Source organism: Pseudomonas sp. WS 5078 (assembly GCF_012985745.1).
GTDB lineage: Bacteria > Pseudomonadota > Gammaproteobacteria > Pseudomonadales > Pseudomonadaceae > Aquipseudomonas > Aquipseudomonas lundensis_A.
Genome location: NZ_JAAQWX010000011.1, coordinates 104,307 through 121,239, shown reverse-complemented (window position 1 = coordinate 121,239; position 16,933 = coordinate 104,307). Strand labels below are relative to the sequence as shown.

The window sequence follows — 16,933 nt, the reverse complement described above, 5'->3', positions numbered from 1 at the left end:
GGCAGTCCAGTATTTGAAATGGCGGCATGCCAATCAGGGGGCCTCGGGTGATCTGCTTCCTCCAACGTGGTGCCGGTAGTCTCCAGTGGATGTGACACAGATTGTGAAGGCAGCATAGCGCCAGCCCCATGCGCAAGTCGGCATGGCAACCCCTGTGGTCTATGCTCACGCCTCGTTCTGCGGCTGAACCATTTGCTGTGTTGGACAGCCCAAGTTCCGTACATATCCGGTATTTTCAGGAGTCTTACGATGAGCAAGAAAATGTTGGTGGTTTTGACCAGTGTCGAAAAGTACCCGGACATGCCTCGTGCTACTGGGTTGTGGTTTGGGGAGGCTGTGCATTTTGTACAGAAAGTTGAAGCGGCAGGCTATACCGTGGACTTTGTCAGCCCTAAAGGTGGTTATACGCCGATTGACCCTCACAGCCTGGCCAAGGACATGGCTGCTGACATTGACTGGAAGTGGTATCAAGACAAGTCATTCATGAATCGCCTTGGCGTAACGCTCAAGCCGAGTGATATCAAGCCTGAAGACTACTGCGCTATCTACTTTGCAGGGGGCCACGGGGTCATTTGGGATTTTCTGGACAACGTTGAACTGCAAACCATCAGTCGCGAGATTTATGAGTCCGGTGGAGTCGTGTCCTCGGTGTGTCACGGGGCGGTCGGGCTGCTGAATATCATGCTCAGCGACGGCAAGCTGCTGATTGAGGGGAAAAAAGTCACGGGCTTCTCCAATGAGGAAGAGAAGCTGGCCGGTTTAGACAAAGTCGTGCCGTATTTGACTGAGAGCGAACTGGTCAAGCGTGGAGCCAAGTATGAAAAGGCCAGCCAGCCGTGGGCGGCCTATGCTGTTGCAGATGGGCGTTTGATTACGGGTCAGAACCCTGCGTCAGGTGGCGCTGTGGCTGAGCTTGTGCTTAAAGCGTTGAGCCAGTGAGTTAAGTAAGTGCTGCGGCCGATGTCTGGTGGCCTGCCAGTCATCGGCAGATTTGCCCATGTAGCGCTGGACCTCCCCTGAAACATTAAACTTTTGAATCGCAAGCATATTCTGTAGCCTTGGCGAGCTGAATAGCTGGTCCGTGCCTGATAACACACACTCTCCCGGCGGGACTCGACGGTCCGGAGCCGGTGGTACACTCGACTTTCGCGCAGTAGCGCCTGCAGGTCTTGCGAACATGACGCATATTTCTGAACGACTTCTGGTTCAAGCCCACCTTGATGCCAAGCAGCCTAAAGCCCTGACTCTGGAAGAAGAGGCTGCATTACGTGCAGCCATCGCTGCCGAGCTCAAGGCGCAGGATGCGGTTCTGGTGGCTCATTTTTATTGCGATCCCGTGATTCAGGCGCTCGCTGAAGAAACAGGCGGCTGCGTTTCCGATTCTCTGGAAATGGCCCGTTTTGGTGCGGCGCATCCCGCAAAAACGGTATTGGTGGCCGGCGTTCGTTTCATGGGCGAAACGGCCAAAATCCTCACGCCTGAAAAACGCGTGCTGATGCCGACGCTCGAAGCCACCTGTTCGCTGGATCTGGGATGTCCGGTCGAAGCGTTTTCTGCGTTCTGTGACAAACACCCCGAGCGCACCGTTGTGGTTTACGCCAACACGTCTGCCGCGGTTAAAGCCCGTGCAGATTGGGTAGTGACGTCGAGCTGTGCGCTGGAAATCGTTGAAAGCCTGATGGATAACGGTGAAACGATCATCTGGGGCCCCGACAAGCATCTTGGGCGCTATATCCAGCGCCAGACCGGAGCTGACATGTTGCTCTGGGATGGGGCTTGCATCGTCCATGAAGAGTTCAAGTCCAAGCAGCTCGAAGACATGAAGGCGCTCTATCCGGACGCGGCGGTTTTGGTTCATCCCGAATCGCCCGAGTCCGTGATTGATCTGGCCGACGCGGTCGGCTCGACCAGTCAACTGATTGCCGCCGCGCAGAACCTGCCCAACAAGACATTTATCGTGGCCACTGATCGCGGCATTTTTTACAAAATGCAGCAGTTATGTCCTGACAAGGTTTTCATTGAAGCGCCTACGGCGGGCAATGGCGCCGCTTGCCGCAGCTGCGCCCATTGCCCGTGGATGGCAATGAACACCTTGGAGCGCATGCTGCAAGGTCTGCAAATGGGGTCGAACGAGATCTTTGTCGACCCGGCGCTTGTGCCGCAAGCGGTTCGTCCGCTCAAGCGCATGCTGGACTTCACGCAGGCTGCCCGTTTGAAGCTGGCGGGCAACGCCTGAGCTTTGGTCTCGGGCCTAACACTGAAGGCAGTAACTCACTGGGGTGAAGTTACCGCCTTCAGGCGTGATCTCAATTCATCATGTCTTTGATGGATCGCTCTTCATCCAGCAAATCACGTTGACGCGCATCAATGCGCGATAACAGCTGGAAGTTATTGGTCAGTTTTTTCGCCAAGTCCAGCTGTTGCAGGGCCTGACGGTAATCACCCACCAGTGCAAAATACTCCGCTCGTGCCTGATGCAAGCCGATAATGTTCCCCGAAAGCCCTCGGGTCTCGGCCACCGAGTACCAGACATCCGGGTCATTTGGGCGACTCTTGAGCAAGGCTTCCAGTGCCTTGTCTGCTTCGGCGGCTCTGTTCTGTTTGAGTAACAGATCGACACGTGCCTGATTCAGCGGGTAATTGCCCGGATACAGCGTGCGCATCCTTTCGACCCGCTTTTGCGCGTCGTCGAGTTGATTGCTGGCCATGTCGAGCTCGATCTGGGCCAGGTTGTAGGTGATGTCGTTGGGCGATTTATCCAGTAACAGCTTCAGGTTTTCCCGAGCCTCCTTAAATTGACTGCCCTTGATCTGCGCGATAGCCAGGCCGTAGCGGGCCACGTCGTTTTTAGGGTTTTCATCGAGTTGGACCCGAAAGCGCTTGGCGGCAAGCCCTGGCGTCTCTTCGTAGTTGAGTTGCACCCGGGCGCGAATCAGTTGATAGCGCAGACTGTCTTCGGCGCCACCGGGGCGGGCTTGCTCAGCACGGTTGCGGGTGTCCGCAATACGCGATTCGGTCACTGGGTGAGTCAGTAAGAATTCTGGTGGTTTGGCGTCGAACCGATACTGGCGCATCAAGCGCTCGAACATGGTCGGCATGGAGCGCGGGTCGTAACCCGCTTTTTCCAGGTTAAGGATGCCAATGCGGTCCGCTTCCTGCTCGTTTTGTCGGGAAAAGCGTCGCTGCTCCTGAAATGCCGCTGCCTGAGTGCCCGCAATAGCCGCTATCCCGGCATCACCCGCCCCTGAGGCTGCGATGACGATGCCCGCTAACAACGCGGCCATCATGGGCAACTGCATGCGTTGTTGCGCTTCTACGCCACGTGCGAAGTGCCGCTGTGACAAGTGCGCCAGTTCGTGTGCCAGAACTGAAGCATACTCGCCCTCGGTCTGTGCATTGAGGAACAGGCCGCCATTCACACCGATGATTCCACCGGGGGCTGCAAACGCGTTGAGCTGTGGGCTGTTGATTAAAATGAATTCAAGCCGCCGGTCCTGAACCTGGCTGGTTTCGACCAATTTATAAACGCTGGTTTCAACGTAGTCCTTTAGCTGAGGATCGTTGAGCTGCGAGACCTGGCCGCGCAACATGCTCAGCCAGGCGCGCCCCAGTTTGTACTCTTGTTGAGGCGAAACAATGGAGGAGCTGGCATCACCCAAAGACGGCAAATCATCGGCGAAAAGCGGTGATGCGAGCAGGCAGGCGAGCGTCAACAGGGTCGGGCGCAGAAAATTCATGCACGAAGCTCTAGTCGATAAAGGGCTTACTGTAGCTGCACAGTTGGCTGGCGACCAGAGGCGGGTCAGCCTGGGGTATTCTAGTGCGCATAAAAAATGCCTGAGGAACGGGAAATGACAGATGTGTTGGAACATGACGCGGAGCTGGACGCCAGCGGCCTGAATTGTCCGTTGCCGCTGCTCAAGGCCAAGATGGCACTTAATCAGATGGGTTCGGGTGACGTGCTGAAAGTGATTGCCACGGATGCGGGCTCTCAACGTGACTTTCGTACCTTCGCACGTCTGGCGGGGCATGATTTGCTGCGTGAAGAAGAGGGTGTCGGCATCTACCGCTACTGGCTGCGCAAGGCCTGAATCCCTGGCGTCGCCTTTTTAAAAGGAATCTTGATGTTCAACGTGTTGCGTAACTGGATACAGCGCTACTTTTCCGATGAGGAAGCCGTGGTGCTGGCCGTGTTGTTGGTGCTGGCGTTTACAGTAGTCTTGACCTTGGGCGGCATGTTGGCGCCGGTGCTGGCGGGCATGGTACTGGCGTACCTCATGCAAGGGCTGGTGGTGGCACTGGAGCGCTTGCGCTTGCCGGGGGCTGTGGCAGTCGGGCTGGTTTTCGCACTGTTTATGGGAGTGCTGCTGCTTTTTATCGTGGTCGTGGTGCCGTTGTTGTGGCATCAATTGATCACCCTGTTCAATGAACTGCCGGGCATGCTCGCGAAGTGGCAGTCGCTGCTGTTGCTGCTGCCGGAACGCTATCCGCATCTGGTGTCGGATGAGCAAGTGTTGCAGGCCATCGAAGTGGCGCGGGGGGAGATTGGCAAGTTTGGCCAGTTGGCGCTGACGTTCTCGCTGTCCAGTCTGCCGCTGTTGGTCAACATAATGATTTACCTGGTGCTGGTGCCGATCCTGGTGTTCTTCTTCCTCAAGGACCGGGCCATGATCAGTCGCTGGGTGCGCGGCTACTTGCCTCGCGAGCGGGCGCTGATTACACGCGTGGCGCATGACATGAACCGTCAGATTGCCAACTACATACGCGGCAAGGTCATCGAGATCATCATCTGCGGTAGCGTCACCTATATTGCGTTTGTGGTCATGGATCTTAATTACGCGGCATTGCTGGCCTTGCTGGTGGGCGTGTCGGTTGTCGTGCCTTACGTGGGGGCCGTGGTCGTCACCGTGCCGGTGTGCCTAATAGCTTTGTTCCAATGGGGCTGGAGCGATCAGTTCATCTATCTGATGGCGGTCTACGGAATCATTCAAACGCTGGACGGCAACGTGCTGGTGCCGTTGCTGTTTTCTGAGGCCGTCAGCTTGCATCCGGTGGCAATCATTTGCGCGGTGCTGCTGTTCGGAGGCTTGTGGGGGTTTTGGGGTGTGTTTTTCGCCATCCCGCTGGCTACGCTGTTCAAGGCAGTGCTGGATGCCTGGCCACGCAAGCAGCAGGTTGTGGCGCCACTGCTTTAGTGCAGCATTGCGGCGATCATGAAAAAGCCCCGGCTCTTGCGAGTCGGGGCTTTTTCGTTACAACGTCAGCTTACGCTTGAATCACCGGGATGTTGGCATTGGCTGCCGCTTCACGGAATTCAGCGATCTGATCAAAGCTCAGGTAGCGGTACACGTCCTGGGCCATGGTGTTGATCTCTGCTGCGTATGCCATGTATTCCTCTACAGTAGGCAAGCGGCCCAGAATCGAAGCCACCGACGCCAGCTCGGCCGAAGCCAGGTATACGTTGGCGCCATCACCCAGACGGTTCGGGAAGTTACGGGTCGAAGTCGACACAACAGTCGAGTTCGGCTCTACGCGCGCCTGGTTACCCATGCACAGCGAGCAGCCCGGCATTTCCATACGCGCGCCAGCTTTGCCGTAGATGCCGTAGTAGCCTTCTTCGGTCAGTTGGTGAGCGTCCATCTTGGTCGGCGGCGACAGCCACAGACGGGTTGGCAGCTGGCCTTTAACCTTGTCCAGCAACTTGCCCGCAGCGCGGAAGTGGCCGATGTTGGTCATGCACGAACCGATGAACACTTCGTCGATTTTCTCGCCGGCAACGGTGGACAGAAGACGGGCGTCATCCGGGTCGTTAGGGGCGCAAAGTACAGGTTCCTTGATGTCAGCCAGGTCGATTTCGATGATGTGCGCGTATTCGGCGTCAGCATCGGCTTCCATCAATTCAGGGTTGGCAATCCAGGCTTCCATCGCCTGAGCACGACGCTCAAGGGTGCGAGCATCGCCATAACCTTCACCGATCATCCAGCGCAGCAGGGTGATGTTGGAATTCAGGTATTCGGTGATCGACTCTTTGGACAGTTTGATGGTGCAACCAGCAGCCGAACGTTCTGCCGATGCGTCGGACAGTTCGAACGCTTGCTCGATGCTCAGGTTGTTCAGGCCTTCGATTTCCAGGATGCGACCCGAGAACTCGTTGATCTTGCCTTTCTTCTCTACTGTCAGCAGGCCCTGTTGGATCGCCACGTAAGGAATGGCGTGTACCAGGTCACGCAGGGTGATGCCCGGTTGCATTTCGCCTTTGAAACGAACCAGAACCGATTCCGGCATGTCCAGTGGCATGACGCCAGTGGCTGCGGCGAATGCCACCAGGCCCGAACCGGCGGGGAACGAAATGCCCATCGGGAAGCGGGTGTGAGAGTCGCCACCGGTGCCGACGGTGTCAGGCAGCAGCATGCGGTTCAGCCAGCTGTGGATAATGCCGTCACCCGGACGTAGGGAAACGCCGCCGCGGGTCATGATGAAATCAGGCAAGGTGTGGTGGGTGGTCACGTCGATCGGCTTGGGGTAAGCCGCGGTGTGGCAGAACGACTGCATCACCAAATCAGCGGAGAAGCCCAGGCACGCCAGGTCTTTCAGTTCGTCACGGGTCATTGGACCGGTGGTGTCCTGAGAACCTACGGTGGTCATCTTCGGCTCGCAGTAAGTGCCCGGACGAACGCCGGTCACGCCGCATGCCTTACCAACCATTTTCTGCGCCAGGGTGAAACCCTTGGTGCTTTCAATCGGTGCTTCAGGCTTCTTGAACAGGTCAGATGGACCCATGCCCAGTTCGGCGCGGGCTTTTTCAGTCAGGCCGCGACCGATGATCAGCGGAATACGGCCGCCAGCGCGGACTTCATCCAGCAGAACCGGGGTTTTCAATTCAAAGGTGGTGATGACTTCGTCAGTGCCGTGCTTGCAGACTTTGCCTGCGTGCGGGTACAGGTCGATCACGTCGCCCATATGGATGTTGCTGACGTCAAACTCGATAGGCAGTGCGCCCGCATCTTCCATGGTGTTGTAGAAGATCGGAGCAATTTTGCTACCGAAGCAGAAACCACCGGCGCGCTTGTTCGGCACGTAAGGAACGTCGTCGCCGAAGAACCACAGTACCGAGTTGGTGGCCGATTTACGCGAAGAGCCCGTGCCGACCACGTCACCGACGTAGGCGATAGGGAAACCCTGGCCGCGCATTTCTTCGATTTGCTTCATCGGACCGATGGAGCCCTGGACATCTGGCACGATGCCGTCACGGGCCATTTTCAACATGGCCAGTGCGTGCAGCGGGATATCAGGACGCGACCAGGCGTCAGGGGCAGGCGACAGGTCGTCGGTGTTGGTTTCACCGGTGACCTTGAATACGCGCAAGCTGATTTTGTCTGCCAGGGTAGGGCGGTTTTTGAACCACTCGCCGTCAGCCCAGGATTGCACCACAGCCTTGGCGTGGGCATTACCATTCTTGGCTTTTTCAGCCACGTCGTGGAAGGCGTCAAACATCAACAGGGTGTGCTTGAGCTGCTCGGCAGCTACCGGAGCCAGCTCTGCGTTGTCCAGCAGGTCAACCAGCGTGACGATGTTGTAGCCGCCTTGCATGGTGCCAAGCAGTTCAACAGCGCGCTTTTTGCTGATCAGGGGGGAAGTGGCTTCACCTTTCGCGATGGCGGCGAGGAAGCCGGCTTTTACGTAGGCCGCTTCGTCAACACCAGGTGGAATGCGGTTGGTGATCAGGTCAACGAGGAATTCTTCTTCGCCAGCAGGCGGGTTTTTCAGCAGCTCAACCAGGCCTGCAGTTTGTTCGGCGTTAAGCGGCTGGGGAACGATACCCAGTGCTGCGCGCTCTTCGATATGTTTGCGGTAGGCTTCAAGCACAGTTATTACCCTCATCATTGGTCCCAAATGGGTGTCCGGGACGCTCATCCAGGAATGCAAGACACTCATGCGCTGCGGGGCTTTATGAGCCGCTTAGCCAGAGTTGCAGAGATTCCCAACAGAAGCTGTTTTCAAAGTTTTACGCCTTCTGAACGGAGGGATGGTGCATGTTGGTGCGGGCAGTTGCCTGGCAAGTACCCATCACCAACACCGTTCTTCAGGATCAACTGTGCTCGTGACGCTTTGAAAACAGCTTCTAACGGACATTGGCGCCTTAAAAGGCAGGCCGATTCTACGGGAAAAACTTGGTAAAGGTAAGTTAACCCCTGAAGGTTGAGGGGTGATCTGCGTTAGACAAAGGGCTAACATGCCCGCCTGTTTCGCTCTGCAGTGCTCTATTTCGCCATGCCCAACCAAACCATCAAGACTCCCTGCATCGGCCTGTGTTCGACGGTTTACGGCGACCTGGTGTGCCGTGGATGCAAGCGCTTCCATCATGAAGTGATCCACTGGAACGGTTACAACGATGACGAAAAACGCGCAGTGTGGATGCGTCTGGAGCAGTTGCTCGTGCAGGTGATGGCGGGCAAGGTTGAAATATTTGATCCCGAAAAGCTGCGTGGCCAGTTGCTGGCGCGGCAAATTCGATTTGTGCCCCATCAGTCCGAATATTGCTGGGCCTACCAGCTGATTGCCCGCGGGGCGCGGGTGATCAATCAGCTGGAAGCGTACGGGATGGTCCTGTTGCCCGAGTTTCGCGACTGGAATTTGCCCGAACTGCGTGATGCCATTGATCGGGAGTTTTTCCTGCTGTCTGAAGCTCACTATCAGCGTTATATCGCCCCCAGTTTCTTAAAAGATGCATTGGGCAATTGATGAAGGATCAACCTCCGGACGCCAATTTCTCCAGATGATGCGTCATTTCTTTAGGCTTGAGCACCAAAATGTCACTCTTGAGCTTGTCGATGACGACTTCTGCGGTATTACCGATCAGCGCACCTGAAAAGCCTGTGCGCGCCACGGTGCCCATGACTGTCACAGCAGCGTGTAGCTCGCCGGCGACCCGAGGAATAATCACATCGGCCGGGCCCTCTTCGACATGAAAGCACTTGCTGTCAATGGGGTTATGCGCCATGAGCGCTTCGCACGCCTGGCGATACTTCGCTTCGTATTCAGTCTCAATGGGGTAAGCGGCTTCTACAGCGGCCAGCATGGGGGCCGGGTAAGCGCTGACCACATGAAGCTGGCCTTTAACCAGGCTGGCGATCTCAATACCAGCGTCAACAATGCTCTGGTGCAGCTCCCTATGATCGGCATCGTCATTACCCACGTCGACGGCGGTCAGTACGACACCGTTCTCCCAGTGCCCCGCACTTTTAGCCAGCAATACCGGGGCTGGGCAAAAGCGCAGCAGCTTCCAGTCTTCGGGTGTGAGCAAGAGCTTTTTCAAGGGGTTGTCGGGAATGTGCTGCTTGATCACCAGCCCGCAATTTTCAGCCTGCTGCACACGAATGATGGTCTGGTGCTTGCTCTCATGCCAGGACCGTTCGCTGGTGGTAACAACGCCTTGTGCCCTTAATGCATTCTCGAGCACGCTGAGCAATGCCGCGTGTTTATCCTCTTTGTCGCAAATCAAGAGGTGCAGGGCGGCCTGGGTCTTTTCAGCGATTTGTTTGGCGCGTTTGAGGGCAAGGCTTTCCATTAACTCGGGTTCGATCACCACCAGCAGCTTGTTGATCTTTTGCATGGTAGAGGCTCCATGGAGGATTGAGTGCAACCACTATAGTTGCTCACGGGTTGCCCGCGCCTTGATGCATATCAATCCGTCAGGCTGGTGCTGTGCTGTGCGCCCCGTATAATCGGCGGCTTTGTCACTCCAGCTGTGTGAGCCCCATGCCTGTCACTTTTCTGCCTACTGTCGACTCGTCGCGCAACCTTCTTATATCGGGGGCGTTCGCGTGATTCTTCCTGAAATTAACGAGTTTCTTGGTTGCCGAACGCCTGATGGCTGGATCACGGCAGCGCTGGCCGATCAGGAAACCCTGCTCATCGATCACAAAAACTGTGAGTTCAAGGCTGCCAGCACGGCGCTGAGCCTGATTGCCAAATATCACTCCCATGTTGACCTGATCAATATGATGTCGCGCCTGGCCCGTGAAGAGCTGGTGCACCACGAGCAGGTCATGCGTTTGATGAAAAAGCGCAAAATCGAACTTCGCCAGTTGTCAGCAGGGCGCTACGCTTCTGGTTTGCGCAAAGTGGTCCGTAACCATGAGCCCGTAAAGCTGGTGGACACGCTGGTGGTCGGGGCGTTTATCGAGGCGCGCAGTTGTGAGCGCTTCGAGGCGCTGGTGCCGCATCTGGACGAAGAACTGGGCACGTTCTATTTCGGATTGCTTAAAAGCGAAGCGCGGCATTTTCAGGGTTATTTGAAATTGGCCTATCAATACGGTGACGCCAAGGACATTGCTCAGGTAATTGAGCGCGTGCGCGTCGCCGAGCAAGCGCTTATTGAAAGCCCAGACGTTGAGTTTCGCTTCCACAGTGGCGTGCCGGCTCAGGCGTAGCTTATCGCTGACGCAGGCATACCTTGCGTCAGCGTCTGCTTTTTTATTGCATGGCCCATGCTTAGCGCTATCAGGCGAACCTCGTGACGCGGTCTACATGGGTTCAAATAGATAGCTGGCTATTTATCGCCTTGACATTAGCTGCCTAGACAGTAATATTTTGAAACATTACTGTTTAAGCAGCTTCCTGGTGGCCGATGAAGCATTTCTCCCCCGATAACTTTCAAAACTGCACCTTGGGTTTGCTTCTTGGTCGCGCTGCGTTGCTCAAGGACCGCATCATTGACACGCACATGGAGCCGTATGGCATCACGGCTGCGCAGTTCAAAGTACTAATCATCATGGCGCAGTTTGAGGTGGATACCCCGGCTGAGCTTTGTCGGCACTTGTGTATCGACAGCGGTTCGATGACCCGGATGCTCGATCGCCTTGAGCAAAAAAATCTGTTGGTGCGTCAGCGCTCAGATGCGGACAGGCGTCAGGTGCGCCTGGTGCTTACAGGCGAGGGGCAGGCACTGGCCGATCAACTTCCGACCATCGGCGCAGCTGCCATGAATCAGTTGGCAGGCGCGATAACCCCGCAAGAATTACAAAGCCTTGAACATATCCTGAAAAAAATATTGCTCGCAGCCGGTGACGCGATCACGGTGCAGCGCCTGGGTGAAAAATGAGCAACAAAACCTTGCGTACAGGCTTGAGCCTGGTATTTGCGTCAATGGTGTTGGCCGGCTGTGCCAATGACCACGGGCTAACCCCTCAAGGCGTCAGCCTTGAAGCCGATCAATTGAAACCCGGTCAATCTTTCAAGGGCGCCAACGTCACTCCGGCCGCCTGGCCCGAGAAGCAATGGTGGGCGCGGTTGGGCGATCAGCAACTCAACCGCATGGTTACGCAAGCCTTGCGTGACAGTCCGGATATGCAAGTGGCCAGCGCCCGCATCCGTCAGGCCACGGCAGCCGCCAGTTCGGCCAATGCGGCGCGGATGCCAACGCTGGACGCTAATGGAGCTGTCACACGCTCGCGCCTGTCGCGATCGCAAGATCCCAGCGGGCAGGGTGGGCGTTACAGCACGGAACGTGACCTTAATCTGACCTTCAATTACACCTTTGACTTGTGGGGCGGCCAGCGCGATGCGTGGGAAGCTGCGTTGGGCGAAGCGCGTGCAGCGGAAGTGGATGGCCAGGCTGCGCGTCTGACGCTGGCGGGCGATGTGGCGCGCGCTTACAGCAACTTGGGACATGCCTTCCGAGTGCGTGATCTGTCACAAGAGGATCTGCAACGCACACGAAAGATGCTGGACCTGAGCAAGCGTCGCTTGGCTTCAGGTATCGACAGCCATTACCAGTTTCAGCAAACCGAAAGCCTTGAGGCCACTGCTCAAGAGCAACTGATCGACGCTGAGAAACAGCTCAATTCGGCGCGTATTACGCTCGCAGTGCTGCTTGGCAAGGGGCCGGATCGCGGTGATGAAATCACGCGGCCCAATGTTCTGGCGCCGAGCGCCGTGGCGTTGCCCAGTACATTGCCAGCCGACTTGCTGGGGCGTCGGCCAGACGTGGTCGCAGCGCGCTGGCGTGTTGAAGCGGCCAGCAAAAACATTGCAGCAGCTAAAACCCGTTTCTATCCCAATCTGAATTTGACGGCCGTCGCTGGCACCGAATCATTACTGGGGGATGCTTTATTCGGGTCGGCCAGTCGCTTCTTCAACATTGCGCCAGCGCTGTCGCTGCCGATTTTTGATGGCGGGCGTTTACGCGCCGGGCTGGATGCAGAAGATGCCCGTTACGATTTGGCGGTGGCGCAATACAACAAAACAGTGGTGGGCGCTCTCGGTGCAATCAGCGACACCCTCGGGCAATTGGCGGCGACGGGCCATCAGATTACGGCTCAACAGCGTGCAGCCGATATCGCGCAGGACTCCTACAACACGGTATTGCAACGTTATGGCTCGGGTGTCGGTAATTATCTGGACGTGCTGAGCATTGAACAGCAACTGCTTCAGGCCCAACGCCAGTTGGCTGACTTGAATGCGCAACAGATCGACCTCTCGATTCAATTGATGCAGGCCTTGGGCGGCGGCTTCGAGCCCGCTCACACGGCGTTGGCCGTTCCCTCCCAAGCCTCGCTGGCAGAATAATTTCAGGTACTCGTCATGGCTTCTGTGCAAACACCGAATGAAACACAACACAACGAAGACGCGCCTAACTCGCGTAAACGCAAACGCTGGCTGGGTGCCCTCGCGCTGCTGGTCGTACTCGGTATCTTGGGCGTCTGGGCCTGGCACGAGTTGTACGGTCGCTGGAGTGAAAGCACTGATGACGCATACGTCAATGGCAACGTGGTTGAAATTACGCCGTTAGTGACTGGTACGGTGGTGAGCATTGGGGCCGATGATGGCGACTTGGTTCACGAAGGTCAGGTGCTGCTCAATTTTGACCCGAGCGATGCTCAAGTCGGGCTGCAAAGTGCTGAAGCCAATCTGGCGCGAACAGTGCGTCAGGTGCGGGGTTTGTTCAGCAATGTGAGCGGCATGAAGGCTCAAGTGGCGGCGCAAAAATCCGAGGTGCAAAAAGCTCAGGACAACTATAACCGTCGTAAAAGTCTGGCGGCTGGGGGGGCCATTTCGCAGGAAGAGCTGTCTCATGCGCGGGACGATCTGTCTTCGGCGTTGAGTGAGTTGCGCAATGCCGAGCAACAGTTAAATACCACCACGGCCTTGGTGGATAACACTGCAGTCGCTAACCATCCAGATGTGCTCGCGGCCGCTGCGCAACTGCGCCAAGCCTATCTGGAGCATGCGCGCACCACGCTGATCGCCCCGGTGACCGGTTATGTGGCGAAACGCACGGTTCAGTTGGGTCAGCGAGTTCAGCCGGGTACGGCGCTGATGGCGGTTATTCCGCTGAACCAGCTTTGGATCGATGCCAACTTCAAAGAAACCCAGTTGCACAACATGCGCATTGGTCAGCCGGTGGAGATCGAATCGGACATTTACGGCAGTGAGGTGAAGTACAGCGGCTCTATCGACAGCATCGGTGCCGGGACGGGCAGCGCGTTCGCCTTACTGCCCGCGCAAAACGCTACCGGTAACTGGATCAAAATTGTCCAGCGCGTGCCAGTGCGCATTCACATCAATGCCGATCAACTGGCTGAGCATCCGTTGCGGGTGGGATTGTCGATGGTGGTGGATGTGAATTTGCACGATCAAAGTGGCCCGGTGCTGGCGCAACAGCCACCGCAAAAAGCCATGTTCACAACCAATGTGTACGAAAAACAACTGGCCGATGCAGAAGCCCTGATCGCGCGGCTGATTGACAGTAACAGTGCTGCTGTAGGCAATTCTGCTGCTGCGCGTTGATTCGCCAATCCACTGGTCCCGCCACTGCGGCGGGGCTGCGCGCCCTGTTTTAAAGGATTTGCGATGAGTACAAACGCGTCTTTTACGCCGCCCAGCCTGCTGCTTGCCACTATTGGCCTGTCGCTGGCCACCTTTATGCAAGTGCTCGATACCACTATTGCCAACGTTGCGCTGCCCACTATTTCCGGCAACTTGGGTGTGAGTTCGGAGCAGGGGACGTGGGTTATCACATCTTTTGCTGTCAGCAATGCGATTGCGTTGCCACTGACCGGTTGGCTGAGCCGACGTTTCGGAGAAGTGAAACTGTTTCTGTGGGCGACGATTCTGTTCGTGCTGGCGTCTTTTTTGTGCGGAATATCCACCTCCATGCCTGAGCTGGTGGGCTTTCGGGTTCTGCAAGGGTTGGTGGCGGGGCCTTTATATCCCATGACGCAAACTTTGCTGATCGCGGTTTACCCGCCCGCAAAACGGGGGATGGCATTGGCATTGCTGGCGATGGTCACGGTGGTTGCGCCCATTGCCGGGCCGATTTTGGGTGGCTGGATCACGGACAGTTACAGCTGGCCATGGATCTTCTTTATTAATATCCCGATCGGGATCTTCGCGGTCATGGTCGTGCGTCAGCAACTGAAAGCGCGTCCGGTCGTCATCACGCGTCAGCCCATGGATTATGTGGGGTTGATTACGCTGATCATCGGGGTGGGCGCCCTGCAAATTGTGCTCGACAAAGGCAATGATCTGGACTGGTTTGAATCCAGCTTTATTCTGATGGGCACAGCCCTGTCAGTGGTGGCGCTGGCGGCTTTCGTGATTTGGGAAATGACCGACAAACACCCGATCGTCAATCTTCGCTTGTTCGCCCATCGCAACTTCCGTATCGGAACAATCGTGCTGGTGTTGGGGTATGCCGGCTTCTTCGGTATCAACCTGATTCTGCCGCAATGGCTGCAAACCCAAATGGGCTACACCGCAACCTGGGCCGGCCTGGCCGTTGCACCCATCGGTATCCTGCCTGTCGTGATGTCCCCGTTCGTGGGCAAGTACGCGCATAAGTTTGATTTGCGGCTTTTGGCGGGGTTGGCTTTTTTGGCGATTGGCTTGAGTTGCTTTATGCGCGCTGAGTTCACCAATGAGGTGGATTTCCAGCACATTGCGATGGTGCAGCTGTTCATGGGGATTGGTGTGGCGCTGTTCTTTATGCCGACCTTGAGCATTTTGATGTCGGATTTGCCGCCACATCAAATTGCCGACGGGGCAGGACTGGCCACATTCCTGCGTACATTGGGCGGGAGTTTCGCAGCCTCATTGACCACATGGATCTGGATTCGTCGTGCAGATCAGCATCATGCTTACATGAGTGAAAGCATCAGTACGTACGATCCGATCACCCGGCATACCCTCGAAAATCTGGGAGGGGCCAGTACCAAGGCCTACGCGCAGATGGATCAAATCCTGACCAGTCAGGCGTATATGCTGTCGACCGTGGACTATTTCACGATGATGGGCTGGATCTTCATGGGCTTGATTCTGCTGGTATGGCTGGCCAAACCGCCCTTCGCTGCCAAGGCGGGCCCAGCGGCCAGCGGGCATTGAGGCGCACGTACCAAAGCACATTCCGGGATTGCCGAAGGCCGCGACTTATCAGGGTCTGAGCCTTTGGTGATGCCCGGTAAATGCCGTGTCGAGGTGGCTGGGCTCGTTCAGGGGGTCGTGGCGGAGGGCAATGTCAGCTGAAAATCGAACGGGGCCAGTTGCATCCCTTGTTCATCCACTTGCAACACCCAGCCTTGACGGTCCCAGTCGCCGAGCACAATCCGCTTGGCGGCCTGCTCACCAATTTGCAATTTATGAATCGCCGGACGATGAGTGTGGCCGTGAATCAAGGTGTGCACGCCAAACTGGGTCATGATCCGCGGAATTTCTTCAGGGGTCACGTCGACAATGTCGTTGGCTTTCATGCGGGTTTGGGCGCGACTTTCGCTGCGCAGTTTCCGTGCGAGTTTATGGCGGACGCTTAATGGCAAGTGCCGCAAAACCCACAAAGTCACAGGGTTGCGCAGGTAGCGTCGCAAGCGCATGTAAGCTTCGTCGCGGGTACAAAGACTGTCGCCGTGCATCAGGAGCACGGGGTCGCCGTAAAAGTCCACAACGCTAGGGTCTTTAAGCAGGGTGCAGCCGGCCGCTTTGCAAAAGGCCCGGCCTAATAAGAAGTCACGGTTACCATGCATGAGAAACACGTCGGTACCGCTATCGCTCAGGGCTCGCAGTGCGTCACAAATCGAGCGCTGGTAGGGCGTCATTGCATCGTCGCCGATCCAGGCTTCAAAAAAGTCGCCCAAAATGTACAGCTCCTGAGCCGAGCGCGCGCGCCCGGTCAGGAAATTCAGAAACGCCCGGGTAATGTCCGGGCGCTCCTCTTCCAGATGCAAATCTGAAATCAGCAGTATCACTCAATGATCTCGGCTTTCTCGATGATCACGTCGTCTGCAGGTACGTCCTGGTGGCCGGCTTTGGAAGTGGTTGCGACACCTTTGATCTTGTCGACAACGTCCTGACCTTCTACGACTTCGCCAAATACCGCGTAGCCCCAGCCCTGAACGGTTTTAGCGCTGTGGTTCAGGAAGCTGTTGTCAGCCACGTTGATGAAGAATTGAGCAGAAGCAGAATGCGGCTCCATGGTGCGGGCCATGGCAACCGAGTACTTCTTGTTCGGCAGGCCGTTGTCGGCTTCGTTCTGGATGCTTGGGCGCTTGTCTTTCTTTTCTTTCATGCCAGGCTCAAAACCGCCGCCCTGGATCATGAAGTTGCCGATTACACGGTGAAAAACGGTGTTTTCGTAGTGGCCGGCTTTTACGTATTCGATGAAGTTGGCAACCGTGATCGGCGCTTTTTCAGCGTTTAGCTGGATCACGATATCGCCGTGGTTGGTGCTCAATTTTACTTTTGACATGGGGTTATCGCTCTATCAGAGAATTCGTTGGGCCCGGAGGTGGCATCTTGCGTCTCAACCCCTGAGCTGGCTGGGTAGATACAGCCGCGGGGCGGAGTTTAGCGTGCTCGCGCGCCATTTCGATGCGGTTTTTACGATATGGGTACTAAAAGCGGCGATTTCAAATGCTTTGATTGACTGCCTGCTCTGTCG

At 56.4% G+C, this 16,933-nt stretch carries 15 protein-coding genes; 10 read left to right on the top strand and 5 right to left on the bottom strand.

Annotation, left to right across the window (positions count from 1 at the left end):
* Positions 1-249 precede the first annotated feature (249 nt).
* Together HBN68_RS15805 and nadA are read left to right on the top strand one after the other, a co-directional pair.
* Positions 250-939 carry a type 1 glutamine amidotransferase domain-containing protein gene (locus tag HBN68_RS15805; RefSeq protein ID WP_169965202.1) on the top strand — a complete coding sequence of 230 codons (690 nt, stop codon included), beginning with the start codon at positions 250-252 and terminating at the stop codon, positions 937-939.
* A gap of 238 nt (positions 940-1,177) precedes the next feature.
* The gene (gene nadA / locus HBN68_RS15800; protein ID WP_169965200.1) at positions 1,178-2,236 is read left to right on the top strand and encodes a quinolinate synthase NadA; all 1,059 of its coding nucleotides are present in this window, start codon (positions 1,178-1,180) and stop codon (positions 2,234-2,236) included.
* A 70-nt stretch (positions 2,237-2,306) separates the two neighbouring features.
* Here the strand turns inward: nadA and HBN68_RS15795 are convergent, their stop codons facing one another.
* Entirely contained in the window at positions 2,307-3,737 is a 1,431-nt protein-coding gene (locus tag HBN68_RS15795; RefSeq protein WP_094993497.1) for a M48 family metalloprotease, read from the bottom strand.
* Positions 3,738-3,851: 114 nt separating this feature from the next.
* On the opposite strand from HBN68_RS15795, the gene HBN68_RS15790 reads away from it, so the two are divergent.
* Together HBN68_RS15790 and HBN68_RS15785 are read left to right on the top strand one after the other, a co-directional pair.
* Complete coding sequence (locus HBN68_RS15790; RefSeq protein WP_094993496.1) at positions 3,852-4,091, top strand: sulfurtransferase TusA family protein; 240 nt, start codon at positions 3,852-3,854, stop codon at positions 4,089-4,091.
* A 33-nt stretch (positions 4,092-4,124) separates the two neighbouring features.
* On the top strand, positions 4,125-5,195 hold the full coding sequence (locus HBN68_RS15785; RefSeq protein ID WP_094993495.1) for an AI-2E family transporter: 1,071 nt from the start codon (positions 4,125-4,127) through the stop codon (positions 5,193-5,195).
* A gap of 70 nt (positions 5,196-5,265) precedes the next feature.
* On the opposite strand, the gene acnB is transcribed toward HBN68_RS15785, so the two are convergent.
* On the bottom strand, positions 5,266-7,866 hold the full coding sequence (acnB, locus tag HBN68_RS15780) for a bifunctional aconitate hydratase 2/2-methylisocitrate dehydratase (RefSeq protein WP_169965244.1): 2,601 nt from the start codon (positions 7,864-7,866) through the stop codon (positions 5,266-5,268).
* Positions 7,867-8,271: 405 nt separating this feature from the next.
* Between acnB and HBN68_RS15775 the strand changes: the two genes are divergently transcribed.
* Entirely contained in the window at positions 8,272-8,742 is a 471-nt protein-coding gene (locus tag HBN68_RS15775; protein ID WP_094993493.1) for a DUF1289 domain-containing protein, read from the top strand.
* Positions 8,743-8,749: 7 nt separating this feature from the next.
* On the opposite strand, the gene HBN68_RS15770 is transcribed toward HBN68_RS15775, so the two are convergent.
* A complete protein-coding gene (locus HBN68_RS15770; RefSeq protein ID WP_169965198.1) occupies positions 8,750-9,613 on the bottom strand; it encodes a universal stress protein in 864 nt (287 codons plus the stop codon).
* Between the two features lie 211 nt (positions 9,614-9,824).
* Between HBN68_RS15770 and miaE the strand changes: the two genes are divergently transcribed.
* From miaE to HBN68_RS15745, 5 genes are all read left to right on the top strand, one after another.
* Positions 9,825-10,433 carry a tRNA isopentenyl-2-thiomethyl-A-37 hydroxylase MiaE gene (gene miaE, locus HBN68_RS15765; RefSeq protein ID WP_169965196.1) on the top strand — a complete coding sequence of 203 codons (609 nt, stop codon included), beginning with the start codon at positions 9,825-9,827 and terminating at the stop codon, positions 10,431-10,433.
* A 197-nt stretch (positions 10,434-10,630) separates the two neighbouring features.
* Positions 10,631-11,104, top strand: a complete 474-nt coding sequence (locus HBN68_RS15760) for a MarR family transcriptional regulator (protein ID WP_094993490.1) — start codon at positions 10,631-10,633, stop codon at positions 11,102-11,104.
* Positions 11,101-12,570 carry an efflux transporter outer membrane subunit gene (locus tag HBN68_RS15755; RefSeq protein WP_169965194.1) on the top strand — a complete coding sequence of 490 codons (1,470 nt, stop codon included), beginning with the start codon at positions 11,101-11,103 and terminating at the stop codon, positions 12,568-12,570. Before HBN68_RS15760 ends, HBN68_RS15755 begins: the two co-directional genes overlap by 4 nt.
* Before the next feature lie 15 nt (positions 12,571-12,585).
* Entirely contained in the window at positions 12,586-13,791 is a 1,206-nt protein-coding gene (locus HBN68_RS15750; protein ID WP_169965192.1) for an HlyD family efflux transporter periplasmic adaptor subunit, read from the top strand.
* A gap of 63 nt (positions 13,792-13,854) precedes the next feature.
* A complete protein-coding gene (locus HBN68_RS15745) occupies positions 13,855-15,384 on the top strand; it encodes a DHA2 family efflux MFS transporter permease subunit (RefSeq protein WP_094993487.1) in 1,530 nt (509 codons plus the stop codon).
* A gap of 107 nt (positions 15,385-15,491) precedes the next feature.
* Here HBN68_RS15745 and lpxH read toward each other — a convergent pair whose 3' ends face one another.
* Together lpxH and HBN68_RS15735 are read right to left on the bottom strand one after the other, a co-directional pair.
* A complete protein-coding gene (lpxH, locus tag HBN68_RS15740) occupies positions 15,492-16,241 on the bottom strand; it encodes a UDP-2,3-diacylglucosamine diphosphatase (protein WP_169965190.1) in 750 nt (249 codons plus the stop codon).
* Positions 16,238-16,741: a peptidylprolyl isomerase gene (locus tag HBN68_RS15735; RefSeq protein WP_094993485.1), complete on the bottom strand. Its 504-nt coding sequence runs from the start codon at positions 16,739-16,741 to the stop codon at positions 16,238-16,240. The genes lpxH and HBN68_RS15735 overlap by 4 nt, the downstream gene beginning before the upstream one ends.
* Between the last annotated feature and the right edge of the window lie 192 nt (positions 16,742-16,933).

Coding starts and splice junctions, on each gene's coding strand:
- HBN68_RS15790 (WP_094993496.1), top strand. CDS start 3,852: ATGACAGATGTGTTGGAACATGACGCGGAGCTGGACGCCAGCGGCCTG.
- HBN68_RS15795 (WP_094993497.1), bottom strand. CDS start 3,737: ATGAATTTTCTGCGCCCGACCCTGTTGACGCTCGCCTGCCTGCTCGCA.
- HBN68_RS15750 (WP_169965192.1), top strand. CDS start 12,586: ATGGCTTCTGTGCAAACACCGAATGAAACACAACACAACGAAGACGCG.
- HBN68_RS15735 (WP_094993485.1), bottom strand. CDS start 16,741: ATGTCAAAAGTAAAATTGAGCACCAACCACGGCGATATCGTGATCCAG.
- HBN68_RS15760 (WP_094993490.1), top strand. CDS start 10,631: ATGAAGCATTTCTCCCCCGATAACTTTCAAAACTGCACCTTGGGTTTG.
- nadA (WP_169965200.1), top strand. CDS start 1,178: ATGACGCATATTTCTGAACGACTTCTGGTTCAAGCCCACCTTGATGCC.
- HBN68_RS15805 (WP_169965202.1), top strand. CDS start 250: ATGAGCAAGAAAATGTTGGTGGTTTTGACCAGTGTCGAAAAGTACCCG.
- HBN68_RS15775 (WP_094993493.1), top strand. CDS start 8,272: ATGCCCAACCAAACCATCAAGACTCCCTGCATCGGCCTGTGTTCGACG.
- HBN68_RS15785 (WP_094993495.1), top strand. CDS start 4,125: ATGTTCAACGTGTTGCGTAACTGGATACAGCGCTACTTTTCCGATGAG.
- HBN68_RS15745 (WP_094993487.1), top strand. CDS start 13,855: ATGAGTACAAACGCGTCTTTTACGCCGCCCAGCCTGCTGCTTGCCACT.
- HBN68_RS15755 (WP_169965194.1), top strand. CDS start 11,101: ATGAGCAACAAAACCTTGCGTACAGGCTTGAGCCTGGTATTTGCGTCA.
- HBN68_RS15770 (WP_169965198.1), bottom strand. CDS start 9,613: ATGCAAAAGATCAACAAGCTGCTGGTGGTGATCGAACCCGAGTTAATG.